Source organism: Streptomyces sp. HPF1205 (genome assembly GCF_020400825.1).
Taxonomy (GTDB): Bacteria; Actinomycetota; Actinomycetes; order Streptomycetales; family Streptomycetaceae; genus Actinacidiphila.
This window is the reverse complement of record NZ_JAINVH010000006.1, coordinates 170,564-194,755: the sequence shown is the minus strand read 5'-3', so window position 1 is coordinate 194,755 and position 24,192 is coordinate 170,564. Positions and strand designations below refer to the sequence as shown.

The window sequence follows — 24,192 nt, the reverse complement described above, 5'->3', positions numbered from 1 at the left end:
AAAAGCCCACCACAATACGTAGAGCGTTACGACAGCCGTTACGACGGCGTCCCCCGTGGCCGGCCCCCACGGCCGGCCGCGGGCCCCATCGGCACCACCGCACCACCCCCGCGTCCATCCCACCACCACAGCCCACTACGAGACAGAGCCGAGGAATCCCGTGAGTGACATCCCATTCGGATTCGGCGTCCCTCCCGAGGAGCCCGAGGACGGGGACGACGGCAAGAAGCGCGAAGAGGGCGGCGGACAAGGCGGCGGCCGGCCGAATCCGTTCGGCTTCGGTGGCGGCGCGCCCTTCGGGCCCGGCGGCGGGGACAACCCGTTCGCGGCCATGTTCGGCTCCCTCAACCCCAGCGACCTGGGCGCCGCCTTCCAGCAGCTCGGCCAGATGCTCTCGTACGAGGGCGGGCCGGTGAACTGGGACATGGCCAAGGACATCGCCCGCCAGACGGTCGCCCAGGGCACCGCGGACGGCGTCAAGGACGCGAGCGTGAGCCGCGCCGACCGCTCGTGGGTGGAGGAGGCCATCCGGCTCGCCGACCTGTGGCTGGACGGCGTCACCTCGCTGCCTTCGGGGTCGGGCACGGCCGTGGCCTGGAGCCGCGCGGAGTGGGTCGAGGCCACCCTGCCGGCCTGGCAGGAGCTGGTCGACCCGGTCGCCGAGCGGGTGGCCGGCGCCATGGGTGACGTGCTGCCCGAGGAGATGCAGGCCATGACCGGCCCGCTGCTGGGCATGATGCGCTCCATGGGCGGCGCCATGTTCGGCTCCCAGATCGGGCAGGCGCTGGGCAACCTGGCCGGCGAGGTGATCGGTTCGAGCGACGTCGGCCTGCCGCTCGGCCCGTCCGGCAAGGCCGCGCTGCTGCCGGCGAACATCGCCGCCTTCGGCGAGGGCCTGGGCATCCCGCCGGAGGAGGTGCGGCTGTACCTGGCGCTGCGCGAGGCCGCCCACCAGCGGCTGTTCGCCCATGTGCCGTGGCTGCGCGCGCACTTGTACGGGGCCGTGGAGGGCTACGCGCGGGGCATCAAGGTGGACACCGCGCGTCTGGAGGAGGCCGTCGGGCAGCTCGACCCGTCGCAGCCCGAGCAGCTCCAGGAGGCGCTGCAGCAGGGCATGTTCCAGCCCGAGGACACCCCGGAGCAGAAGGCCGCCCTGGCCCGCCTGGAGACCGCCCTAGCCCTGGTCGAGGGCTGGGTCGACGCGGTGGTGCACGCTGCGGCCGCCCCGCACCTGCCGTCGGCGGGCGCGCTTCGTGAGACGCTGCGGCGGCGCCGGGCCGGCGGCGGGCCGGCCGAGCAGACCTTCGCCACCCTGGTCGGCCTGGAGCTGCGGCCGCGCAGGCTGCGGGACGCCTCCCGGCTGTGGGCCTCGCTCACCGACGCGCGCGGCATGGAGGGGCGCGACGGCCTGTGGGCGCACCCGGACATGCTGCCGACCGCCGCCGACCTGGACGACCCGGACGGCTTCGTGCACCGCGAGTCCTTCGACTTCTCCGAGCTGGACAAGATGCTGGGGGACGCGGCGAGCGAGGAGATCGAGCGCAAGCGCGGCCAGGCGTCGGGCGGCACCCAGGACGCGGGCGGCACCGACGCCCAGGACGCGGACGGCACCGGCGCCCAGGACGCGAAGGGCACGGACGGGCCGGAGGACACCGACGGCAAGGGCGAATCCGGCAGGTGAGCGGGCTGTACGAGGACGCGGTGGGCGTCCTGGAGGGGTGGAGTGCGCCCGATCCGGCCCAGGACGAGCTGCGCCGCGGGTATCTGGCGCACCTGGCCACGCATCCGGACGGCATGTGGAAGCCGTGCAAGGCCGGGCACCTGACCGCCAGCGCCCTGGTCGTCGACCCCTCACGGGAGCGCGTCCTGCTCACCCTGCACGCGAAGCTGCGGATGTGGCTGCAGATGGGCGGGCACTGCGAACCGGACGACTCCTCCCTGGCCGCCGCCGCCCTGCGCGAGGCCACCGAGGAGTCCGGCATCGAGGGGCTGCGCCTGCTCGTGCCCGCCCCGGTGAACCTTGACCGGCACCTCACCCCATGCGCCTGGCACCTCGACGTCCAGTACGCGGCCGTGGCCCCCGCAGGGGCCACGGAGGCCATCAGCGACGAGTCGCTGGAGCTGCGCTGGTTCTCCTACGACCATGTCCCGCAGGTCGCCGACGGCTCGGTCGCGGCGCTGCTGGACCGGACGCTGGCGGTGCTGTAGCGCCGCTCGCCGCGGGGGTGGCGGGTGGCGGGTACGTGGCGCGGGTGCGGCGGGGTGCGGGGGCGCTGGGTTCGGCGGGGTGCGGCGGCGCTGGGTGCGGGCGCCGCCACGAGCGCCCCGCACCCGGGCCGTGACCGAGCGTCGGCCCGGCTCCGCCTATGACCAGGCGTTGCCCTGGTTCGCGCCCCGCGCCCCCTGCGCGCCGAGGCCGTACTGCGCCCTCAGGCCCTGGCCGATCACGGCGTTCTGCGGCGGCATCTGCTCGCTGGGCTGGACCAGCACGTAGCCCTGGCCGACGAAGTTGAGCTCCCAGCCCTCCCCGGTGCTGCCGCGCCTGCGGAAGACCGAGGAGGACGAGGTCTGCGCCTGCATCTGGACGCGCAGCCCGGTCGACCAGGCCACCACCGCGTCGGCGTCGCACGACACGTACTTGTCGGGTGTCACCGGCATCATCAGCGGCTTGCCCGACGTCATGACCGCGACCTTGCCGCTGCCGGCGATCGCCAGGTTGTACTGGCCGGTCCCGGACAGGCCGTACTGGCTGTCGACCGCGATCACGTCCCAGTGCAGCCCGGAGTCGAGCGCGAGCACATAGGCGCTGTCGACGGTCAGGCCCTCGTGGTCGACGTCGAGGATGTGGATCTGCTGCGCCAGGTTGGCCAGGTAGACCGTGCCCTGGCCGGAGCAGCGCATCAGGTCCAGGCCCTCGCCGGTCTGCCGCCGGCCGCTGCGCCGGCCGGACGACTGGTACTCCCCGTCGAACTCGATCATGCCCTGGTACGCGACCATCGACCCCTTGCGGGCCAGGCAGTCGGGGCCGGCGGCACCGTCGAGGCGGACCCGCAGCAGGTAGGAGTTCTGCAGGCTGTAGTGGTCCTGGTTCTGGACCTCGGTGTGGGCGAAAAGCGGGCTCTGCATGGTGTGTCGCTCCCCCTCAGCCCCGGAACCGGAGCCGGTCAGTGCTGTCCTCGCTGGGCTGGACGACCACGAAGCCCTGGCCCGAGAAGCCGATCTGGAACGCCTCGCCGCTGCCCCGCCCGATCAGCGAGGACGCCTTGAAGCTGCGCTTGGCCCGCATCTTCAGCCCCGACGACCAGGCGACGAGGGCGTCCGGGTCGACGTACGTCTCGTCCGCGCCCGCGCCGCAGTCGACGACGACGGGGGTGCCGCGCGAGGTGATGGCGACCCAGCCCTGGCCGGAGACGCCGACGTTGAACAGGCCCTGCCCGGCGAACTTCGCCAGGCCCTTGACCCGCTCGACGCCCCAGGTGAGGTGGGCGTCGAAGGCGAGCAGGTTGGTGCCGTTGACGGACACCGACTCGTTGTCGAGGTTGAGGCAGACCACGTCGGCGCCGTAGTCGGCCAGGTAGAGCAGGCCGTCGCCGCTGCACTTCATCAGCGGGGTGCTCTCACCCGTCAGCCAGGCGGAGGCCATCTGGCGCACGGCGGGCGGGTTGGGCTCGTACTGGATGAACCCCTCGTAGGCGATCATCGAGCCGGTGCGGGCGAACAGGTCGTGGCCGGTCTGCATGGCGACCTTGAGGATCGCCGAGCCGTGGTTCTCCATTCGGGCGGCGACCGGCGTCGGTGCGAAGCCCGCGATCATCTGCTGGTCCATGGCGGGTCACACCTCGTAGGGCTGGACGACGATGAAGTTGCCCGGCGCGCCGCGGAACTGGAGGTTCACGGTCTCGCCGCTGTGGCCGGGGTACGCGCTCCTGCGCAGCCTCACCTGGCTGGAGACGATCACCTGGGCGCCCGCCGACCAGGCGACGACGGCGTTGCTGTCGGCGTACGTGGTCGTGGTGACCGGCAGGACCACAGGGGTGCCGTGGGTCTTGACGATCAGGGTGCCGGTGCCCTGGAACTGCATGGTGAACAGGGCGCCGCCCGGGATGCCGTGGCCCTCGATCCTGCGCACCTCGTGCTGCAGCGATTCGTCGAACGCCAGGACGTTCTCCGCGGAGACGCAGATGGCGTCGTTCTGCAGCTCGACGGGGTGCAGATAGGCGCCGTTCTCGGCGAAGAAGACCTGCCCGCCGCCCGTGCAGCGCATGAGCTGCATCTCCTGGCCGGTGGCGTTGCCGACGATGCGGCCGACGAAGCCCGCGCCCTTGTAGCCGAAGTCGACCTTGCCCTGGTACAGGACCATGCTGCCCTGCCGGGCCAGGACCGGCTGGCCGCCCTCCTGGGCGAGGTCGGCCCGCATCATCTTGGCGTTCTGCTGGGTCCAGCGGCGGCCGGTGGGGGCCTCGCGGTACTTCTGCATGGCGACGCCGAGGCCGGGTGCGGCGGCCTGCGGGCCCTGACCGCCCGGCTGCCCGTATCCGCCGCCTGGCTGCGCGTAACCAGGCGGCTGCCCGTAACCAGGCGGCTGCTGGTAGCCGGGCGGGGCGGGAGCGGGCTGCCCGTACCCGGGTGGCGGCTGCTGGTAGCCGGGTGGGGCGGCGAACTGGCCGGGGGCGGGGGCCGGCTGGGGCGGCGGGACCTGGCCGAAGGGCGGGGGCGAGGGCGGTGTCTGCCCCGGGGGCGCGGTCATGGGCGCGATCATGGTGGGCGCCTGGTGGATGTCGGGGTTGCCGGGGGCGGGCGGCGGGGTGAAGCCCGCGCCGGCGGGGGCGGGGGCTCCGAAGGCGGGCGCGGGCGGCGGGGTCGGCGCCATGGGTGCGGGCGGCGGAGTGGGTGCGGACGGCGCGGCGGAGGGGCCGGGCGGGGGCGCGAATCCGGGTACGGGCACCGAGGCCGGGCCGGGCGGGGGCGCGAATCCCGGGGCGGCGGCCGGCGCGGCCTGGGGTGCGGGCTCCTCCTCCGCGACCTCACCGCCGAAGTTCCGCAGCAGGGCGGCGAGCCCGCCGTCGAAGCCCTGCCCGACAGCGGCGAACCGCCACACGTCCTTGTAGTAGATGTCCGCGAGCATCACGGCCCGCTCGGTGCTGAACTCGGCGCCGGTGAACGAGTACCGGGCGACCTCCTCGCCGCCCGCGACGAGCCGGATCCAACCGGGGCCGATCTGCGACATGCGGCCGTCGCCGTCGATGGTCGCGGTGAACGAGAGCTTGCGCACCGACTGGGGGACGCTGTCGAGCGTGACGCGGAAGGACTCGGTGTCGCCGGCCTGCGGGCCGAGCAACTGGATGGCTTCCTCCGGGGACTTGGGCTGGTTGAAGAAGACGAAGTAGCGATCGTCCGAGAGCTGCTCGGCCGCGTCCAGTCCGAAGCAACTGATGTCGAACGTCAGTCCCGGCGCCGCGATCTGCACACCGATGTACAGATCCGTGCCCGCGGTCAGATCGCTGATCCTGGCCTTGTGGCCGCGCTGGAATTCCCTGGCCATGGTGCGACCGTTCCCCCATCCCCTGAGTGCGTGGTGCGTTGCGACAGGCTAACCGGTCGCACCGGCAGCGGCTATTCCCCGTCCGCCTCGGACGGACGGGGCAGGCGGCCGGCCGCCACGACGCCTTCGAGGAATCCGCGCGCCCGCTCGGTGCGCGGATAGCCCTCCAGCAGCTTCCAGAAGCTGGGGCCGTGGCCCGGCACGAGCAGGTGCGCCAGCTCGTGCAGCAGCACGTAGTCGATCACGTACTCGGGCATGCCCCGCAGCCGGTGCGAGAGCCGGATGCTGCCCTCGGCGGGCGTGCACGACCCCCACCGGGAGTTCTGGTTGGTGACCCACCGCACCGTGTCAGGTACGGCCCGGCCGCGCAGGTACTGCTGCGAGAGCTGCGCGGCCCGCTCCGCCAATTCGCTGTCACCGGGCGTCCTGCGGCTCTCCTGCGCGGCGAGCTTGTCGAGCATCACGCCCACCCAGCGCTGCTCCTCCGCGGCGGACATCCGGGCCGGGATGAGGACGATGGTGCGGTCGCCCTCGCGGTAGGCGGACACGGTCCGTCGCCGGCGGGCGCTGCGGCGCACTTCCACCCCGCCCGTCCCGCCCTTCGCGCCCGTCGTCACGTCGGGGGTGGGACGGGCGGCCGGATGATGCGCGGGATCGGCGGACACGGCCACGACGTTACCCGCTGTCCCTGTGGGACGTCCGCCCGCCGGGCGGTTGCCAGCGGAATCACCGCGATCCGTACGCATATTGAACGACTATTCCCCACAGCCTGTGGATAACTCCGCGGGGCGGTCGCGGGAAACCGGCACGCTGCAAGCATCACTCACGCGGAGTGATGGCCGTCGCGCCGGAAGGCGGGGCGGCACGGGCCGGCGCGCGAGGCGCGCGGAAACGGGGAGGCGGGAGTCATGCGTCCGATGCTGAAGGCCGCGCTGCGGCGGAGCTGGCGGGGGCGGGCGTGCGTGCAGTTCGGGGTGGACCCGGAGCGTGCGGTGGTGCTGGAGCCGGTGGACGGGGCCGAGGCGGGCTTCCTCGACCTGCTGGACGGCACGCGCGGCGGCGAGACCCTGCTGCGGGACGCGGCGGCGCTGGGTCTGGGGCCGGACCGGGTGCGGCGGCTGCTGGGTGTGCTCGCCCGCGGCGGGGTGCTGGACGACGCGGCGGCGCACGCTCCCCTGTCCGCGGCGGTGCGGCACCGGACGGCCGCGCTGGACCGGCTGCGTCCCGACCTGGCCGCCCTGTCCCTGCTGCATCCGGCCCCGGGCGCGGCGGCGGCGCGGATACGGCACCGGCGCGCGGCCCGGGTGCGGGTGCACGGGGCGGGACGGGTCGGGGCGCAGGTCGCCGCGCTGCTGTCGGCGGCCGGGGTGGGCGCCGTGGACCTGCTCGACGGCGGCCGGGTCGAACCGTGGGACACCGCTCCGGGCGGCATCCCGGCCGAGCACGTCGGCGATCGCCGCGACGCCGCGGGGCGGGGAGCGGTCCGCCGGGCGGCCCCCGACCTCAAGGGAGTGGGCGCCGCGGCGGACCGCTCGGGTCCGTCGGCGGAGCGGGGCGGCGCAGGGGGTGGGCGCGGCGCAGGGCCGGGGCCCGTGGTGGCGGTGCTGGCCCCCAGGGACGGGCTGGCCGCGTACGCGCCGGAGCCGGCCGAGGCGCGGCGGCTGGTGGCGTCGGGCGTGCCGCACCTGTATACGGGGGTGGTGGAGGGCCTCGGCGTGGTCGGCCCGCTGGTGGTGCCGGGGCGGACGGCGTGCGGGGAGTGCCTGGCCCTGAAGCTGGCCGACGGCGACCCGCACTGGCCCCGGATGCTGGCCCAGCTCAGGTCGGGGCGGCAGCCCGCTGTGCCCGCGTGCGACGTGGCGCAGGCCACAGCGGTGGCCGGGCTGGCGGCGGCCCATGTGCTGGCCCACTTGGACGGGCGGCCGGCGCCCGGCCTCGGGGCCCGGGTGGAGCTGTCGCTGGCCCGGCTGGCCACCCGGACGCGGGCGCTGCCGGCCGACCCCCGCTGCGGCTGCGGCGCGGCGGGCGCCGCGCCCTGGCCGGGAGGGCCCTGGGCGGGAGGGCCCTGGCCGGGAGGGCCCTGGCCGGGCGAATCCGCTGATGGCGCAGATGAGGACAAAGCACGGAGCCGGGCGGCAAGTGATGCTCTCTTCGCCGGGGCGTCGGTGGGGAGGGGCACAATGGCCATGTGACCGAGGGGAAATGAGGGGCGCATGTCTGATCTTCCGCGCAAGGCTGTGACCCGCACCGCCAAGCTCGCCGCGCTGCCGCTGGGCTTCGCCGGGCGGGCCACGCTGGGGCTCGGCAAGCGCCTGGGCGGCAGGCCCGCCGACGAGGTCGCCGTCGAACTGCAGGAGCGCACGGCCGAGCAGCTCTTCAAGGTGCTGGGCGAGCTCAAGGGCGGCGCCATGAAGTTCGGGCAGGCCCTGTCGGTCTTCGAGTCGGCTCTCCCCGAGGACATCGCGAGCCCCTACCGGGCGGCGCTGACCAAGCTCCAGGAGGCCGCCCCGCCGATGCCGGCCCGCACCGTCCACCGGGTGCTGGCCGAGCGGCTGGGCCGCGACTGGCGGTCGCTGTTCACGAGCTTCGAGGACACCCCGGCCGCGGCCGCCTCGATCGGGCAGGTGCACCGGGCGGTGTGGAGCGACGGGCGGCTGGTCGCGGTCAAGGTCCAGTACCCGGGGGCGGGGGACGCGCTGCTGTCCGACCTGTCCCAACTCGGACGGGTGGCACGTCTGTTCGGGCCGCTCATCCCGGGGATGGACGTCAAGCCGCTCCTGGCGGAGCTGCGGGAGCGGGTCGCGGAGGAGCTGGACTACTCGCTGGAGGCGAAGGCGCAGCACAGGCACGCGGCGGAGTTCGCCGGCGACCCCGACGTGGTGGTGCCCGACGTCGTCCACCAGGCGGACCAGGTGCTGGTCACCGAGTGGCTGGACGGGGTGCCGCTGTCGGAGGTGATCTCCGGGGGCAGTCAGGAGATGCGGGACCGGGCGGGACAGCTGCTGTCCCACTTCCTGTTCGCCGGTCCGGCCCGCACCGGGCTGCTGCACGCCGACCCGCACCCGGGCAACTTCCGGCTGCTGGTCGACGACGGCCCGGTGGAGGGCTGGCGGCTGGGCGTGCTGGACTTCGGCACCGTCGACCGGCTGCCCGAGGGGCTGCCGCTGCCGATCGGCACCGCGCTGCGGCTGGCGCTGGCCGACGAGGCCGAGCAGGTCTACGCGATGCTGCGCGAGGAGGGCTTCGTCAAGCCGACGATCCAGCTCGACGCGGAGGCCGTGCTGGACTACCTGCGGCCGATCATCGAGCCGGCCGGGCGGGAGGAGTTCGCGTTCGACCGGGCGTGGATGCGGACGCAGGCGGCCCGGATCGCGGACCCGCGTTCGCCGGCCCACCAGCTCGGCAAGCAGCTCAACCTGCCCCCGGCGTACCTGCTGATCCACCGTGTGACATTGAGCACAGTCGGGGTGCTGTGCCAGCTCGGTGCCACCGTACGGCTGCGCGAGGAGCTGCTGGAGTGGCTGCCCGGTTTCGACGTGCCGGGGGCGCCGGAGTCCGCGTGACCGGCGGCGGGGCGGCCGGCCCGGAGGAACGGGGCCGGTAGCCGGGCGCCGGGTGGCCAGTGGCCGGTGGCCGGACGCCCGGCTACCACCAGGCGGAGTCCAGGCGCCCCTCGATGCTGCGCAGATGCTCGCGGGCGCAGGAGTCGCAGAAGTAGACGCGCCGGCCGTTCTCCACGGAACAGGTCCATGTCAGCGGCAGGCCGGCCCGGGTGGTTCCGCAGCGGGCGCAGGTGGTCCTGGTCCGAGCCGTGGGATCGGCCGTGGGGTCGGCCGTGCTCTGGAAGGTCTTCTGATCCACCGGGAGACGATACCTCCGCCGCCCGGGGTTCCGCGCCGCAACGCACCGCGGGACCGGCCCCGGTGGGCCGGTCCCGCTGGAATTGTCGCTGGTCGTCGCCGCCGTGGCGGCAGGGCCGCGGACCGGACCGGGATTACTGCATCACGGCCATGGCCAGGGCCCGGCGGGCCCGCATCGAGGCCCGCTCGGCGCGCCGCTGCAGCCGCCGGGCGGCGAGCAGGCGGAGCGACCTTCGTTCGTTCTCCGCTTCTGCCAGGCGCTGTTGCATATGAGCACGCGCCAGGGCTTCTGGCATGAGTTGCATCTCAAGGTTCCTGTTCTGGTGCGACGCCAGGGCGTCGGAGGTACGGGCGGGAAGTTCGTCGATGGAGGGGGTCATCGGGGCCTGATTCTTGGGATCGTGCGTGAGTGGGCGGTCGATGGTTCCGGGCGCCGTGGTCCTTTTGACGTTCATGCCACGACAGCGTTCTTGCGCGGGCGGCCACGGGGCCGCTTGCGGGGTACGACGACCCCCTGGATGAACAGCTCGCCGCCCCAGACACCCCAGGGCTCGCGGCGGTCCTTGGCGCCGGCCAGGCAGGCCTCGCGCACCGGGCAGGTCTGGCACAGGGCCTTGGCGTACTCGACGTCCGCGGGGGACTCGGCGAAGAAGACCTCGGGGTCGTAGGTCCGGCAGGGAACGGCCACGCCGAGTCGCTCGATCTCGTCGTCGAGTTCGGTGAGGGGCAGCAAGGTGGTCTCCGAAGGGGGCTGGTCGATACGGGCGGGCGGGCGGATCAGGTCGGGCTGGGATCCGGACGTTGCGTGCTGGGCGGTGTGCACGGTGAGTTCGTTCCTCGTCTGGTCGGTCCGGCGGAGTGGTTGGTCCGTCCGGTCTTCGGTTGCGTCATCTGCTGGAGAAACAGAAGGGCCGCGGATCCCGGTCTGGGATTCCGCGGCCCTGAAGGTGCCGACCTGATGCCGTATCAGGCTGGATCACTCCAGGGTTCGAGCCCGCGGAAGGCCCACTTGCCGTGCTGCGTCGTCTTCTGCTGTCCATTGCCATTGGCGAAGCCGCCGGCGGGGAAAGCGATCGTGGCGGTACCAGCGCCGGCGCCGTTGGCCGCCGCGAAGCCATAGGCGGTCCCCGCCATGGCCGCGGCCGCTACCGCGGGCGCCTGAATCGGTCGCTCGGTCCGCCCCCGGTCCGGCATGGCCGGAACGGAAGCGGTGGACAGACCGGTGCCACGCAGGGAGACGGCGAGCTGGCAGGCGGCGACCACCGAACGATCGGTCAGTTTGGTGTTCAGCAGGCTGATCACAGGGCTCGCCTCCTCTCGGCGTCTCGTAAGGGCAGTGGACCGGACTTGCCTAGTACATCACGTCCGGGTGGTGCTTTGGAAGAGCTGTCCCCGTCCGTGCTCAGGAAGGCTATGGGGACTTCGCGGGACGGCGCAAACTATTTTTCGGCTTCTTCTTCAGAAGATTTTCCGCCCAGCTCAGCGGCCTGTTCGGCGGTGAAATCCGGAGTATTTGGTTCCGCTCCCGGAACGGCCGCGGCGGCCCCTTCCGCGTCCCCCTCGGGCCCCTCCCCCTGGGGCCCCTCCCCCTCGGCCACCGGCTCCCGCCCGCGCTCGGCGTCCGCCTCGGCCTCCGCCTCCGTCTCGGTCTCCGCTTCGGGCTCCGCCTCCCCTTCGGCCTCTGCTTCGGTCTCCGCCTCCGCCCCCGGTTCCAGCCCGGCGACCAGCGCGAGCACGTCCGCGCCGAACCTGTCGAGCTTGCGGGCGCCCACCCCGGCGATGGAGGCCAGCTCCGCCTCGCCCTCGGGCCTGACCTCCGCGATGGCCAGCAGCGTCTTGTCGGTGAACACGCAGTACGCGGGCTGGCCCAGCGCCTTGGCCTGCTCGCTGCGCCAGGCGCGCAGCCGCTCGTAGAGCCCCTCGTCCAGATCGGAGGGGCAGTCCTCGCACCGCATCAGCTTGATCTCGCCCGGGTCGGACAGGGTGCGCCCGCACACCCGGCACAGCACCGGGCCGCGCCGCCTGCGCCCGCCCGAGCCGCGCTCCACGGCGCCGCCGCCCGCCGAGCCGCCCCGCGTGCCCCGGGCGGCAGAGCCCGGCCGCAGGCCGTCCAGGAAGCGTGAGGGCCGCCGCCCGCCGCGCCCGCCCGGGGAGCGCGACAGCGCCCACGACAGTCCGAGGTGGAACCGGGCGCGGGTCACCCCCACGTACAGCAGCCGGCGCTCCTCCTCGACCTGCTCGTCGGTCTTGGCGTAGGTGATCGGCAGCGTGCCCTCGGTCAGGCCGACCAGGAACACCGCGTCCCACTCCAGGCCCTTGGCGGCGTGCAGCGAGGCCAGGGTGACGCCCTCCACGGCCGGGGCGTGCTGGGCGTTGGCCCGCTCGTCCAGCTCGGCGACGAAATCGCCCAGGGTCGCCTCCGGCCGGGCCGCCGCGAAGTCCTCCGCCAGCCGCACCAGCGCCGCCAGCGACTCCCAGCGGTCGCGCACCGCGCCCGAGCCGGCCGGCGGCTCCGAGGCCCAGCCGCGGGAGCTGAGCACCGCCCGCACCTGCTCGGGGACCGTCGGCGCCGCCCCGTCCGGCGCGTCCGACGAGCCGCCCGCCCGCGCCGCGCCGCGCAGCAGCAGCCCCGCCTCACGCACCTCGGGCCGTTCGAAGAACCGCTCCGCGCCGCGCAACTGGTAAGGGACCCCGGCGTCGGCCAGCGCCTGCTCGTACACCTCCGACTGGGCGTTGACGCGGTAGAGCACCGCGATCTCGCTCGGCCGCACCCCGGAGGCGATCAGGTCCCTGATCCGGCGGGCGGTGCCCTCGGCCTCCGCCGGCTCGTCCGGGTACTCGGTGAAGACGGGGTCGGGGCCCGGATCGCGCTGGGAGACAAGTTCGAGGCGGTGGGCGGCGGCCTGGCCGCGTGCCTGCCCAAGCAGACCGTTGGCCAACGCGACGACCTGCGGGGTGGACCGGTAGTCCCGGACCAGCTTGACCACGGTCGCCCCCGGGTGCCTGGCTCGGAAGCCGAGCAGGAAGTCGGGGGTGGCGCCGGTGAAGGAGTAGATGGTCTGCGAGGCGTCCCCGACCACGCACAAGCTGTCCCGGCCGCCGAGCCACAGTTCCAGCAGCCGCTGCTGCAGCGGGCTGACGTCCTGGTACTCGTCGACCACGAAGTGCTGGTACTGCGAGCGCACGGTGTCGGCGACGTCCGGCCGGTCCTGCAGCACCCCCACGGTCAGCAGCAGCACGTCCTCGAAGTCGATCAGCCCGCGGTCGCGCTTGAGCTGCTCGTACGTGGTGTAGACGCGGGCCACCTCGGCCGGATCGCGCGGCGTGTCGCGGCCGGTCTTGGCGGCCGCCACCGCGTAGTCCTCCGGAACCGTCTGGGTCACCTTGCACCACTCGATCTCGCCGGTCAGGTCCCGCAGTTCGCTGCGGTCCAGCCGGATACGGCAGCGCGCGCCCGCCTCGGCGACCAACTGCACCTTGCGCTCCAGCAGCCGCGGCATCTCGCCGCCGACGGCCCGCGGCCAGAAGTACTGGAGCTGCCGCAGCGCCGCCGAGTGGAAGGTGCGCGCCTGCACACCGCCCGCGCCGAGCTGCCGCAGCCGCCCCCGCATCTCCCCGGCCGCCCGCGCGGTGAAGGTGACCGCGAGCACGCTGCCGGGCTGCAGTATCCCCGCCCGCACCCCGTAGGCGATCCGGTGGGTGATCGCGCGGGTCTTGCCGGTGCCGGCCCCGGCGAGCACGCACACCGGGCCGTGCAGGGCCGTGGCGACCGCGCGCTGCTCGGGGTCGAGGCCGTCGAGCACCGCGTCCGCGGAGTCGGGCACCGCGGGGAAGAGCGAGTCAGGGAATGTCGCTGTCACCCCGCCCACTCTGCCAGGTCCGGCCGACACCCCGGGAAAGTTGTCCACAGGCCGCCCGGCCGGCGGCCCCACCACGGGTCACCGCGCCGCGGGCCGCGCGCGCCGCGGCACCACGCGTGCGCGCCGCCACACCGCGCGTGTGCGCCGCCACATCGCGCGTGTGCGCCGCCACACCGGCCGGAGACCGGAATGCGGACCGGGCGTCCCGCGTTCACCAGATGCCGTCTTCCCCCCTAATGTCGGCGGGGACCGAGCCGTGAGGAGCGAACACCGATGTCGGGTTCCGTGACGATGTACAGCACCACTTGGTGCGGCTACTGCCGCCGCCTGAAGTCCCAGCTGGACCGGGAGGGCATCGCGTACACCGAGATCGACATCGAGCGCGACCCGGCGTCCGCGAAGTTCGTCGAGCAGGCCAACGGCGGCAACCAGACGGTTCCGACCGTACTCTTCGCCGACGGCTCGACGCTGACCAACCCGTCGGTGCAGCAGGTCAAGCAGAAGCTCGCCGCCTGACCGCCCGGCGCCCGGCTGGCCCTGCCCCCCGCGGCCGGGGTTACCGCGCCGGCCGCGGGGTCGCGCCCTGTCTGGGCAGCGGCTCGCCGTACCACAGTTCGACGAGGCGGGCCGCGATGGAGATGCCGTAGGGCGGGAGGACCTCGCCGGAGGCGAAGGCGGCGCGCAGGTCGTCGCGGGAGAACCAGCGGGCCTCGTGGATCTCCTCGCCGTCCACCGTGATCCGCGAGGACGTCGCGCGGGCGTGGAAGCCCAGCATCAGGCTGGACGGGAACGGCCAGGGCTGGCTGGCGATGTACTGGACCTCGCCGATCGTCACCCCCACCTCCTCCTGGACCTCGCGCCGTACCGACTGCTCGATCGACTCGCCCGGCTCGACGAAGCCCGCCAGTGTGGAGAAGCGGCCCTCCGGCCAGTGCACCTGGCGGCCGAGCAGCGCCCGGTCCTTGTCGTCGGTGACCAGCATGATCACCGCGGGGTCGGTGCGCGGGTAGTGCTCGGCGCCGCAGGCCGGGCAGCGGCGGATGTGGCCGGCGGCCGCGATGACCGTCCGCTCGCCGCAGCGCGAGCAGAAACGGTGCATGCGCTGCCAGTTCTCCAGCGCCACGGCGTGCACCATCAGCCCCGCCTCCAGCGGGGACAGCAGCCCTCCGACCTCGCGCAGCCCGGCCGGCCTCGCCGCGTCGTCCATCCGCCCGGGCAGCGAGTCCTTCTGCAGTGCGAAGTAGCGCACACCGTCCGGGTCGATGCCCAGGAAGTAGCGGTGGGTCTCGGTCTCGGGCGCCTCGAACGACGGCGTCATGACCAGTTCGGTCCCGCCGTCCGGCGTGTCCTCGACCAGCACCTGCCCGCCGGAGACCACGAACACCCGGGTGGTCGGGTGGCTCCAGGCGGCGGCCAGCCATGCCTCGTCCATGCGGTGGTGCGCGGCCCGGTCCACCCCTTCGACGGTGAGGGCCAGCGGCTTCGCTGTCGTGTCGGGTTCGGTCAAGACTGTTTCCTGCTCCCCGTCGTCGTAGGGATCGTCGTCGTGCGGATGGTCGTCGTGCGGATGGTCGCCGTACGGATGGTCGCCGTACGGATGGTCGTTGTACGGAAGCCCGCCTTGCGGAAGCTCGCCGTACGGATCGTCGGCGTGCGGTTCACCCCGTCTTCGCCGGCCACGGCTCGGCCCGCCAGTCCGCGGCCATCTCCTCCCACAGGTGGGCCGCGGTCCGCACGCCTTTGAAGAGCAGCCCGAGCTCCACTTTCTCGTTCACCGAGTGCCAACCGTCGGACGGCACGGAAATTCCCAGGAACAGGACGGGAACGCCGAGTACGTCCTGCAGGTCCGCGGCCGGTCCCGAGCCGCCCTCGCGGGTGTAGCGGATCTCCTGGCCGAACGCGCGGCCCATGGCGCGTACCAGCGACCGCAGCGCCGGGTGGTCCAGCGGGGTCAGGCAGGGCCGGGTGCCGCCGCCCCAGAAGCGGATCTCGTGGCGGATGCCGGCCGGCAGGCGGTCGGCGACCCAGTCGGTGACCAGGTGCCGGATCCTGGCGGGTTCCTGGCCGGCGACCAGGCGGAAGGAGAACTTCAGCGTGGCGGTGGACGGCACGATGGTCTTGCCGCCGGGGCCCTCGTAGCCGCTGTGGATGCCGTTGATCTCGGCGGTCGGCCGGGCCCAGACCCGCTCCAGGGTGGAGTGGCCGCGCTCGCCGAGGGCCGCGGTGGACCTGGCGGTGCGCAGCCAGGCCGGCTCGTCGAAGGGCAGCTCGGCGAACAGGACCCGCTCGCGTTCGGTGAGTTCCACGACGCCGTCGTAGAAACCGGGGACGGCGACCCGGCGGTCGTCGTCGTGCAGGGCGGCGGCCAGCCGGGCGGCCTCGACCGCCGGGTTGGGTACCGCGCCGCCGAACGAGCCGGAGTGGATGTCCTGCGCCGGCCCGTACAGGTCGATCTGGCCGTCGACCAGGCCGCGCATGCCGGTGCAGACGGTCGGGGTGTCCTCGTCCCACATGCCGGTGTCCGAGACGATCACGGTGTCGCAGGCCAGCCGGTCCGCGTGCGCGCGCACGAGGTCGGCGAAGTGGGGCGAACCGGACTCCTCCTCGCCCTCGACCAGCAGCTTCAGGTTCACGGCGGGAGCGGTCCTGCCGGTCGCGGCCAGGTGGGCGCGCAGCCCCAAGGTGTGCAGCAGCACCTGGCCCTTGTCGTCGGCGGCGCCGCGGCCGTAGAGCCGGCCGTCCTTCTCGACGGGCTCGAACGGTTCGGTCGCCCACCCGTCGCCCTTCGCCGCGGGCTGCACGTCGTGGTGCCCGTAGACCAGCACCGTGGGGGCGTCGGGCTCGCCGCTGGGCCACTCCGCGTAGACGGCCGGGGCGCCGGCCGTCGGCCACACCTCGGCGACCGGGAACCCGGTCCTCCGCAGCTCGGCCACCAGCCATTGCGCGCTGCGCAGCAGGTCGGGGGCGCGGTCCGGGTCCGCGGAGACGGAGGGGATCCGCAGCCAGTCGCCGAGCGCGGCAAGGAACGCGGAACGGTGCTGCGCGATGTACGCGAGGACGTCGTCGTCCGGGGTGGTGCCCATGCCGAGCAGCCTAACCCGGCGGTTTCCCGCGGGGTGCCGCCACCCGGCAGGCGTGAGCGGCGACACTCCGCGAGCGCCGGCGGGCACGCGTCCGGCGCGGCCCGGCGGTCACCCGTCCCGCCGCGGCTCCCCCCTCATCAGCCGCTCCAGCTCCGCCCGGTCCGGCAGCGGCCGCGGGTGTACGACGGTGCCGGTGCGCACGTGCACGAACGCGGCGGTGACCCGGTCCGGCGGCACGCCCGCCTGCTCCGCCCAGGCCACGCGGTAGACGGCCAGTTGCAGCGGGTCGGCGCCGGCGGGGTCGTGGCCGGTCTTCCAGTCGACGATCTCGTACGTGTCGCCGTCCCGGTACACCGCGTCGATCCGGCCGCGCACGATCCGTCCGGCCAGGGCGAGGTGGAAGGGGGCCTCGACGCGGTACGGGGCCCGGTCGGCGTACGGCGTGCGCAGGAAGGCGTCCTTGAGCGCGGTCAGGTCGGCCTCGTCCGCGATCGTGTCGTCGGGTTCGATGCCGGGCAGTTCCTCGGGGGCGAACAGCGGGCGGGCGTCGAGCCGGGACTCCACCCAGGCGTGGAAGCGGGTGCCGCGCCGGGCCGCGCGCGCGGGCGGGCCCGGCAGCGGGCGCGCCAGCTCCCTGGCCAGCGCCTCGGGATCGGCCACCAGCCGTACGAACTGGCTCGTGCTGAGCACCGCGGGCAGCGGCACGTCCCGCCCCGCGGCCCGTGCCCGCCGCAACTCCCCCGCCAGCGCCTCCAGGTCCCGGTCCCAGGACGCGACCAGCCGCGCCTCCTCCGGCGCGAACCCGGGTCCGCCGTCAGGGGCGCCGTCAGGGCCGCCGTCGGGCCCCTCGTCAGGTACGGAGCGGGGCGCGGGTACGGCGCCGGGTACGACGGCGCCGGGGGCGCCGCCCGCCTCCTGGTCCACGTAGGCCCGGACCCTCGCCGCCGCCTCGCGCCGCCGCCGCAGGGCCGCCGGGTCGAGGGGCAGCGGCCAGGGGTGGTCGGCGGTGGACTCCAGGGAGGGGTTGACGGCGTCCTCGGCGGGCGGTTCGGCCCAGACCTCGATCTCGCCGTGCCCGGCCTCGCAGTGTTCGCGCAGCGCGTCGAGGAACGCCGACGGCCCGAACGGGGATTTCTGGGTGGGCCCCCACCAGTAGCCGGAGCCCAGGAGGAGGGAGCGCGGGCGGGTGAAGGTGACGTAGCCGAGCCGGAGTTCCTCCACCCGCTGGTGCTCGCGCATGGCGTCGCGGAAGCCGTCCAGGCCGGCCCTGGTCCATTCGGGCACGTCGGGCAGGGTGCCGGTGTCACCGCGCAGCCCGTGCGGCAGCACCTTGGCGTTGACCGGCCACAGCTCGCGCCCGCGGGTGCTGGGGAAGCCCTTGTCGACCAGCCCCGGTACGGCCACCACGTCCCACTCCAGCCCCTTGGACTTGTGGGCGGTGAGCACCTTGACGGTGTTCTCGCCGCCGGGCAGCGAGCTGTCCAGGCCCTTCTCGTACTGGGCGGCGGTGCGCAGGAAGCCGAGGAACGCCAGCAGCGTCGCCTCGCCGTCGAGGGCGGCGAACCCGGCGGCCGTGTCGAGGAAGGTGCGCAGGGTCTCGCGGCGGCGGGCGGCCAGGGCGTGCGGGGACGCGGCCAGTTCGACGTCGAGGCCGGTGACGGCGAGCACCCGGTGCAGGACGTCCATCAGCGGGTCGGCGAGGGAGCGCCGCAGGTCGCGGATCTCGGCCGCGAAGCGGGCGAAGCGGACCCGCGCCTCGGGCGAGAACGGCAGGTCGTCGCCGGGTTCGGCGTCCAGGAAGGTCTCCAGCGCGTCGGCCAGGGAGATCACCTCGGCCGGGTCGACGCCTTCGACGGCGGCGGCCAGCGGATCCGGACCGCCGTCCCCGTCGTCGCCGTCGGCGTCGCCGCGCCGGTGGCGGCGGACCAGGCCGCGGGCGCGGCGGCCGAGCAGGGCCAGGTCGCGGGGGCCGATCCGCCAGCGCGGGCCGGTGAGCAGCCGGACCAGGGCGGCGTTGGCGGTGGGGTCGTGCAGCACTTCGCAGGTCGCGACCAGGTCGGCCACCTCGGGCAGGTGCAGCAGCCCGGACAGGCCGACGACCTCGACCGGCACGTCCCGGGCGACCAGCGCGGCATGGATGTCGGCGAACCTGCCGGCCGTGCGGCACAGCACGGCGATCCGGCCGGGCTCGGTGCCGGTGCGGACCAGGTGGGCGAGGGAGTCGGCGAGCCAGTCGGTCTCCGCCCGCTGGGTGGGCAGCAGGGCGGCCCGCACCAGTCCGTCGTGCTCGGCGCCGGGGGCGGGGCGCAGCGCCTCGACGCCTTCGTGGCGCTCGCGCAGCTCCGCGGCCAGGGTGTTGGCGAGCTCCAGCAGGCGTCCGCCGGAGCGGCGGTTCTCGCTGAGGGAGTAGCGGGCGGCCGGGCGGCCGTCGGCGTGCGCGAAGTGGCGCGGGAAGTCGTCGAGGTTGGCCACGGACGCGCCGCGCCAGCCGTAGATGGCCTGGCAGGGGTCGCCGACGGCGGTCACGGGGTGCCCGGTGCCGCCGCCGAACAGCCCGGCGAGCAGCAGCCGCTGGGCGACCGAGGTGTCCTGGTACTCGTCCAGCAGCACCACCCGGTACTGGTCGCGCAGGATCGCGCCGACCTCCGGGCGCTCCTGGGCGAGGGCGGCCGACAGGGCGATCTGGTCGCCGAAGTCGAGCAGGTCGCGGCGGCGCTTCTCGTCGCGGTAGCGCGCGGCGAGGTCGGCGAGTTCGCGGCGGGCGGCGACGGCCGCCCGCACGTCCTTGACCCAGGCGTAGCCGCGCCGCGCCGGGTCGAGGCCGGCCAGTTCGGCGTCCAGGCGGGTGTCGTACGCGCGCAGCCGCTCGGCCGGCACCAGGTGCTCGGCCAGTTCCCCGGCCAGCGCGAGGAGGTCGCCGACGAGGGTGGGCAGCCCCTTGGTCAGGGCCGGGTACGGGCCGGGCGCGGACCGCAGGACCTTGGCGGCGAGCTGGTAGCGGGTGGCGTCGGCGAGCAGGCGGGCGGTGGGCTCCAGGCCGATCCGTATCCCGTGGTCGGCCAGCAGCTGCCCGGCGAAGGCGTGGTACGTGGAGATGCGCGGGTCCCCGGGCGGCTGCTCGCCGTCGGGCGGGCCGGCCGGGCCCGCCGGGTCGGAGCGGTCCGCGATGCCGGCCTGCGCCAGCGCCTTGCGTACCCGCTCGGCCAGTTCGGCGGCCGCCTTGTTGGTGAAGGTCAGCCCGAGCACCTGGTCCGGCTCGACCTGCCCGGTGCCGACCAGCCACACCACGCGCGCGGCCATCACCGTCGTCTTGCCGGAACCCGCGCCCGCCACGATCACGCCCGGCGCGAGCGGCGCGGTGGCGCACGCCAGTTGCTCGGGGGTGAACGGGATCCCGAGCAGGTCGGCGAGCTGCCCGGGCCGGGTGATGCGGGTTTGCACCCCATGGAGGCTATCCGGCCCCGCCGACACCCGTCGGCGGGGCCAGGTTGCGTCCGGCCGCGGGCGCGGGTCCCGGGCCCGAACCGCGGGCCCGGGACCCCGGGCTCAGACCGTGAAGTCCTTGGACCCGCCCAGGGCGCCGGGGCCGACGGTCCGGTCGGCGGGCGGCGCGGAGATGCGGGGTATCCGGTCGAAGCCGCCGAACGTCTCGGTGATCCGGCCGCCGGCGGCCCCCTGCCGCACGCCCTGGATCGCGAGAATGTACGGTCGGCCGCTCATCGCCACGTACACGGTCGTGGTCACCTCGGGCTTGACGTGGAGCAGGGGCATCACGCGGGCGCCGCTGAGGGTGGTCGGCCGGCGTTTGGTGATGGTGCCGACGTCCGACTGGGAGCCCATCCTCTTCACGAACTGGTCCTTGTCGCACATGAAGGCGATGCTTCCGCCGCTCCTGATCGCGGCTGCCGGCAGCCGCAGCCACTTGCCGTCGAGCGTCTTGATCGCGCTGCCCGGAAGGTCGGAGGCCTTCCAGAACTGCGAGCTGCCCTTGAGGTAGTACGCCGAGCCGGTGCCGATGACGCGCAGTTGCTTCCCCGTGTCGTCGCTCATCGTGGCCGCGCACCGGCCGCCGTCGGCCATCACCGACCGGGCGTGCACGGTGTGCCCGGCCCTGGTGCCGTCCTCGCGGAAGGTCAGGGCGGTCGCCGCCCCCATCGCGGCGTTGGCGCGTTCCAGGACCTGAAGGCCGGTGAGGTTCGCGAAGGGCCCCTCGTCCGACACCGCGCCGGACAGCGGGCGGACCAGGGGCGCGTCGGCCGCCGAGTCGTGGCCCCCGCAGCCGGCCAGCGCGGCCCCGGCGCTCACGGCGGCGAGCCCCGCCGCCGCGGCCTTGCGTACCGCGGCCTTGCGAAGAGCGGACCTCCCCCTGACGGCCCTCTCCCCGACGACCCTCCGGACGCCCGAAATGCCGCGTATCGCCGCTATGTTCCTGCCGGCCCCCACGGCCGCCCCCCTTGTCGCCGCCCAACCCCGGTGCGTATCCCCGCACTTCGCGGGCTCCGATGGTCGCACGGCACGTCATTCCACCACGTGCCGCCCCTCGGGCAGCGCCGTGCACGAGGACCGGAAGGCGCAGTGCGCGCAGTGCTGGCCGGAGGCGGGGGTGAAGCGTTCGTCCAGTACGCGTCCGGCCGCCTCGGCGAGCAGGTCCTCGGCCCATTCCCCGCCGAGCGGCTCCTGGCGCTGGACGGCGGGCAGGGCGTCGCCGCCCTCGCGCCGGGTCGCGCCCAGGCGCAGGTGGACGAGTTCGGCGCCGCCGGCCGGCGGGCGCTGCCCGCCGAACAGCGGGTCGACGGCGCCCTCGCGGACCGCGAGCTGGTAGACGGCGAGCTGCGGGTGGCGGGCGACCTCCCCGGACGTCGGCTTGCCGCGGCCGGTCTTGAAGTCCACGACGTACGCCTGACCCGCGGCGTCCGTCTCGACCCGGTCCATGCTGCCGCGCACGCGCACCTGGACCTCGCCCGCCGCCAGCGTGACGTCGAAGTCGTGCTCGGTGCCGACGGGGGTGCGGCCGCGTTCCATGACGTGCCACCGCAGGAAGCGCTCCAGGGCGGCGCGCGCGTTGTCCTTCTCCTGCCGGGACTTCCAGGGGGCGTCGAAGGCCAGGGAGTCCCACACGGTGTCCAGCCGCTCCATGAGGACGTCCAGGTCGGCGGGGGCGCGGCCGGACGCGACCTCGTCGGCCAGTACGTGGACGACGTTGCCGAAGCCCTGCGCCGCGGTGGCCGGCGGTTCGGCCTTGACCTCCCGGCCCAGGAACCACTGCAGGGCGCAGGTGTTGGCGAGCTGGTCCAGTGCGCTGCCGGACAGCGTCACCGGGCGGTCGCGATCGCGCAGCGGCACATGGGAGCGGGTCGGCTCGTACAGCCCCCACCAGCGGTCGGGGTGGGCGGCCGGAACCAGGGCGTGGCCGTCGTCGGTGAGCGCGGCCAGCCGGGCCAGCCGCCGCGCCGCGGCCTCGCGCAGCTCCGGGGAGGCGGCCGGGTCGACGGTGGTGGCGCGCAGCTCCGCCACGAGCGCGGACACCGCCAGCGGGCGGCGCGGCCGGTGGGTGACGTCCTGCGGCGCGACGCCGAGCTCGGCGAGGAAGCGCGAGGGCTGGTCGCCGTCGTCGGCGGCGGACTTCACGGCGGTGACCAGCAGGCGCTCGCGGGCGCGGGTCACCGCCACGTAGAACAGCCTGCGCTCCTCGGCGAGCAGGGCGGCGGGGGTCAGCGGCGGGGCCAGCCCGTCCCGGCCGATCCGGTCGGCCTCCAGCAGGGAGCCGCGGCGGCGCAGGTCGGGCCACACCCCCTCCTTTACGCCGGCCACGACCACCAGCCGCCACTCCAGTCCCTTGGCGCGGTGGGCGGTCGTCAGCCGGACGGCGTCCGGCCGGACGGCGGCCCGGCCGCCGGGCAGGTCGGCGGCGATGTCGAAGCCGTACAGCTCCTCGATGAGGTTGAGGGCGCCGCGGCCCCCGGTGCGCTCCTCGGCGCGTGCCGCGGTCTCGAACAGCGCGCACACCGCGTCCAGGTCGCGGTCGGCGCCGCGGCCGGCCGCTCCCCCGCGGGCGGCGGCGCGTTCCAGCCGGGCGGACCACGGCGAGCCGGACCAGAGCGTCCACAGGGCGTCCTCGGCGGTACCGCCCTCGGCGAGGGTCCGCCGCGCCGCCCGCAGCAGCCGCCCGAGCCGCTGCGCCCCGCGGGCGTACGAGGGGTCGTGCGTGGCCAGCCGCTCGGGTTCGGCGAGGGCCTCGGCGATCAGGACGTCGGACGGGCGCGGTACGGCGTGTCCGGCGGCCCGCTCCTCCTCCCGCAGCGCCCGCCCCAGCCGCCTGAGGTCCGTGGCGTCCATGCCGCCGAGCGGCGACCCGAGCAGCGTGAGGGCGTCGTCGACGGCCACGGTGAAGGACGGTGGGGAGGAGGGTGCGCGCGAGGCCGGCCCTTCGCCGGCCTCCGCACCGGCGCCCGTTACGTCCCCGGGATCGTCCCCGAGGCGGTCTTCGAGGCCGTCGCCCCGGCCGTCACCGGGGCCGTCCTCGGGTGCCCGTTCCAGCAGCGATTCCGCCGTCAGCCGCAGCGCGAGCAGCAGCGGGGCCACCGCGGGCTCGGCGTGCAGCGGGACGTCGCCCGGCGGGAGTTCCACGGGGACGCCGGCGGCTGTCAGGGCGCGGCGCAGCGGCGCGAGGGCGGCGTTCGCCCGGACCAGGACGGCCATCTCGGACCAGGCGAACCCCTCCTCCAGGTGGGCGCGGCGCAAGGTGTCGGCGACCGTGTCGACCTCGGTGCCCGGGGTCGCGCAGGTGCGGACGGCGACCGTCCCCCCGCCGCGTACGGGGGCCGGGGCGCGGTGGGCGCGGACCGCGGCGGCCGGCAGGCGCGGCAGCGGCATCCGCGCGGTGAGCCGCTGGGACACGGCGAGGAGCCCGGCGCCCGCGCGGCGGGAGGCACCGAGGACCCGGACCGGGGCGGGGGCGCCGTCGAGGCGGCGGAACCGGTCGGGGAAGTCGAGGATGCCGTTGACGTCCGCGCCCCGGAAGGCGTAGATCGCCTGGTCGGGGTCGCCGAAGACGGTGAGGGCGCGGCCGCCGCCCGCCAGGGCCCGCAGCAGCCGGGCCTGGCCGGGGTCGGCGTCCTGGTACTCGTCGACGTACACCGCGTCGTAGCGCGCCGCCGCCTCCTCGGCCGGCCGGACCGCCCGCTGGATCAGCTCCGCGTAGTCGATGACGCCCCGCAGGTCGGCGACGTCCAGGTACTCGCCGAGGAAGTCCGCGGCGGCCGTCCAGTCCGGCCGCCCGGCGCGGGCGGCGAAGTTCCGCAGGGCCGCCGGGCCCAGGCCCAGCTCCCTGGTGCGGGCGAGCACCGAGCGCACCTCGTCGGCGAACCCCCTGGTGGTGAGCGCGGCGCGCAGGTCGTCCGGCCAGCGCGCGTGCGCGCGCCCGTCGCGGGCCGCCGTCCGCTGCCCGTCCAGCAGCTCGCGCACCATCAGGTCCTGCTCGGGCCCGGACAGCAGCCGCACGGGCTCGGCGTACCGCTCGGCCGGCTGCCCGGCGCGTAGCAGCCCGTACGCGAAGGAGTGGAAGGTGGTGGCCCGCGGTACGAGGAGGGCGCCGCCGGTACGCGCGGCCATCCGGTCGCGCAGGGCGAGCGCGGCCCGGCGGCCGTAGGTCAGCACGAGGACCCGCTCGGCCGGGGTGCCGGCCGCCAGCCGGGCCAGCACCGCCTCGACCAGGGTGGTCGTCTTTCCCGTGCCCGGCCCGGCCAGCACGAGCAGCGGTCCCTCCCGGTGCTCAACCACCGCGCGCTGTGCCGCGTCCAGCACAGGGGGCGGGGCGGGCTCGACCGGTGTCCGCACCAGGCGGTACC

Annotated in this window: 19 protein-coding genes; 5 read left to right on the top strand and 14 right to left on the bottom strand. The window is 74.8% G+C overall.

Going from position 1 to position 24,192, the window contains the following annotated elements; translation table 11 throughout:
* The first annotated feature begins 160 nt into the window (after positions 1–160).
* Both K7G61_RS09530 and K7G61_RS09525 read left to right on the top strand, forming a co-directional pair.
* Complete coding sequence (locus tag K7G61_RS09530; protein WP_225846268.1) at positions 161–1,681, top strand: zinc-dependent metalloprotease; 1,521 nt, start codon at positions 161–163, stop codon at positions 1,679–1,681.
* Positions 1,678–2,208, top strand: coding sequence for an NUDIX hydrolase (locus K7G61_RS09525; RefSeq protein WP_225846267.1), 531 nt, complete (start codon positions 1,678–1,680; stop codon positions 2,206–2,208). The genes K7G61_RS09530 and K7G61_RS09525 overlap by 4 nt, the downstream gene beginning before the upstream one ends.
* Before the next feature lie 156 nt (positions 2,209–2,364).
* Here K7G61_RS09525 and K7G61_RS09520 read toward each other — a convergent pair whose 3' ends face one another.
* The 4 genes from K7G61_RS09520 to K7G61_RS09505 form a co-directional block, all read right to left on the bottom strand.
* Entirely contained in the window at positions 2,365–3,126 is a 762-nt protein-coding gene (locus K7G61_RS09520) for an AIM24 family protein (RefSeq protein WP_225846266.1), read from the bottom strand.
* Between the two features lie 16 nt (positions 3,127–3,142).
* On the bottom strand, positions 3,143–3,826 hold the full coding sequence (locus K7G61_RS09515) for an AIM24 family protein (RefSeq protein ID WP_225846265.1): 684 nt from the start codon (positions 3,824–3,826) through the stop codon (positions 3,143–3,145).
* A 6-nt stretch (positions 3,827–3,832) separates the two neighbouring features.
* Entirely contained in the window at positions 3,833–5,542 is a 1,710-nt protein-coding gene (locus K7G61_RS09510) for a TerD family protein (RefSeq protein WP_225846264.1), read from the bottom strand.
* 71 nt (positions 5,543–5,613) lie between these two features.
* Positions 5,614–6,207 (bottom strand): M48 family metallopeptidase, encoded by a 594-nt coding sequence (locus K7G61_RS09505; protein ID WP_225846263.1) that lies wholly within the window; start codon positions 6,205–6,207, stop codon positions 5,614–5,616.
* A 243-nt stretch (positions 6,208–6,450) separates the two neighbouring features.
* Here K7G61_RS09505 and K7G61_RS09500 point away from each other — a divergent pair, with 243 nt between their 5' ends.
* Together K7G61_RS09500 and K7G61_RS09495 are read left to right on the top strand one after the other, a co-directional pair.
* The gene (locus K7G61_RS09500) at positions 6,451–7,734 is read left to right on the top strand and encodes a TOMM precursor leader peptide-binding protein (RefSeq protein WP_225846262.1); all 1,284 of its coding nucleotides are present in this window, start codon (positions 6,451–6,453) and stop codon (positions 7,732–7,734) included.
* Between the two features lie 21 nt (positions 7,735–7,755).
* Positions 7,756–9,105, top strand: coding sequence for an AarF/ABC1/UbiB kinase family protein (locus K7G61_RS09495; protein ID WP_225846261.1), 1,350 nt, complete (start codon positions 7,756–7,758; stop codon positions 9,103–9,105).
* 82 nt (positions 9,106–9,187) lie between these two features.
* Here K7G61_RS09495 and K7G61_RS09490 read toward each other — a convergent pair whose 3' ends face one another.
* The 5 genes from K7G61_RS09490 to K7G61_RS09470 all read right to left on the bottom strand — a co-directional run bounded on the left by K7G61_RS09490 (position 9,188) and on the right by K7G61_RS09470 (position 13,262).
* Positions 9,188–9,403, bottom strand: coding sequence for a hypothetical protein (locus K7G61_RS09490; RefSeq protein ID WP_225846260.1), 216 nt, complete (start codon positions 9,401–9,403; stop codon positions 9,188–9,190).
* A 133-nt stretch (positions 9,404–9,536) separates the two neighbouring features.
* Complete coding sequence (locus tag K7G61_RS09485; RefSeq protein ID WP_225846259.1) at positions 9,537–9,857, bottom strand: hypothetical protein; 321 nt, start codon at positions 9,855–9,857, stop codon at positions 9,537–9,539.
* Positions 9,854–10,225, bottom strand: coding sequence for a WhiB family transcriptional regulator (locus K7G61_RS09480; RefSeq protein WP_374204096.1), 372 nt, complete (start codon positions 10,223–10,225; stop codon positions 9,854–9,856). Before K7G61_RS09480 ends, K7G61_RS09485 begins: the two co-directional genes overlap by 4 nt.
* 143 nt (positions 10,226–10,368) lie before the next feature.
* Positions 10,369–10,704, bottom strand: a complete 336-nt coding sequence (locus K7G61_RS09475; protein ID WP_225846258.1) for a hypothetical protein — start codon at positions 10,702–10,704, stop codon at positions 10,369–10,371.
* 137 nt (positions 10,705–10,841) lie between these two features.
* Positions 10,842–13,262: an ATP-dependent DNA helicase UvrD2 gene (locus K7G61_RS09470; RefSeq protein WP_225846257.1), complete on the bottom strand. Its 2,421-nt coding sequence runs from the start codon at positions 13,260–13,262 to the stop codon at positions 10,842–10,844.
* Between the two features lie 273 nt (positions 13,263–13,535).
* Between K7G61_RS09470 and K7G61_RS09465 the strand changes: the two genes are divergently transcribed.
* Positions 13,536–13,778, top strand: coding sequence for a mycoredoxin (locus K7G61_RS09465; RefSeq protein ID WP_225846256.1), 243 nt, complete (start codon positions 13,536–13,538; stop codon positions 13,776–13,778).
* Between the two features lie 40 nt (positions 13,779–13,818).
* Here the strand turns inward: K7G61_RS09465 and nudC are convergent, their stop codons facing one another.
* The 5 genes from nudC to K7G61_RS09440 all read right to left on the bottom strand — a co-directional run bounded on the left by nudC (position 13,819) and on the right by K7G61_RS09440 (position 24,184).
* Complete coding sequence (gene nudC / locus K7G61_RS09460; protein WP_225846255.1) at positions 13,819–14,769, bottom strand: NAD(+) diphosphatase; 951 nt, start codon at positions 14,767–14,769, stop codon at positions 13,819–13,821.
* 151 nt (positions 14,770–14,920) lie between these two features.
* On the bottom strand, positions 14,921–16,345 hold the full coding sequence (locus tag K7G61_RS09455; protein WP_225846254.1) for a M20/M25/M40 family metallo-hydrolase: 1,425 nt from the start codon (positions 16,343–16,345) through the stop codon (positions 14,921–14,923).
* Between the two features lie 108 nt (positions 16,346–16,453).
* On the bottom strand, positions 16,454–19,786 hold the full coding sequence (locus K7G61_RS09450; RefSeq protein WP_225846253.1) for an ATP-dependent DNA helicase: 3,333 nt from the start codon (positions 19,784–19,786) through the stop codon (positions 16,454–16,456).
* Between the two features lie 105 nt (positions 19,787–19,891).
* The gene (locus K7G61_RS09445) at positions 19,892–20,650 is read right to left on the bottom strand and encodes a hypothetical protein (RefSeq protein WP_225846252.1); all 759 of its coding nucleotides are present in this window, start codon (positions 20,648–20,650) and stop codon (positions 19,892–19,894) included.
* A gap of 213 nt (positions 20,651–20,863) precedes the next feature.
* Positions 20,864–24,184 (bottom strand): ATP-dependent DNA helicase, encoded by a 3,321-nt coding sequence (locus K7G61_RS09440; protein WP_225846352.1) that lies wholly within the window; start codon positions 24,182–24,184, stop codon positions 20,864–20,866.
* Positions 24,185–24,192 lie beyond the last annotated feature (8 nt).

What these genes read in the sequence shown, in the direction of transcription:
- K7G61_RS09520 (WP_225846266.1), bottom strand. Translation starts at nt 3,126, where the DNA reads ATGCAGAGCCCGCTTTTCGCCCACACCGAGGTCCAGAACCAGGACCAC.
- K7G61_RS09510 (WP_225846264.1), bottom strand. Translation starts at nt 5,542, where the DNA reads ATGGCCAGGGAATTCCAGCGCGGCCACAAGGCCAGGATCAGCGATCTG.
- K7G61_RS09465 (WP_225846256.1), top strand. Translation starts at nt 13,536, where the DNA reads ATGTCGGGTTCCGTGACGATGTACAGCACCACTTGGTGCGGCTACTGC.
- K7G61_RS09515 (WP_225846265.1), bottom strand. Translation starts at nt 3,826, where the DNA reads ATGGACCAGCAGATGATCGCGGGCTTCGCACCGACGCCGGTCGCCGCC.
- K7G61_RS09455 (WP_225846254.1), bottom strand. Translation starts at nt 16,345, where the DNA reads ATGGGCACCACCCCGGACGACGACGTCCTCGCGTACATCGCGCAGCAC.
- K7G61_RS09485 (WP_225846259.1), bottom strand. Translation starts at nt 9,857, where the DNA reads ATGAACGTCAAAAGGACCACGGCGCCCGGAACCATCGACCGCCCACTC.
- K7G61_RS09495 (WP_225846261.1), top strand. Translation starts at nt 7,756, where the DNA reads ATGTCTGATCTTCCGCGCAAGGCTGTGACCCGCACCGCCAAGCTCGCC.
- K7G61_RS09500 (WP_225846262.1), top strand. Translation starts at nt 6,451, where the DNA reads ATGCGTCCGATGCTGAAGGCCGCGCTGCGGCGGAGCTGGCGGGGGCGG.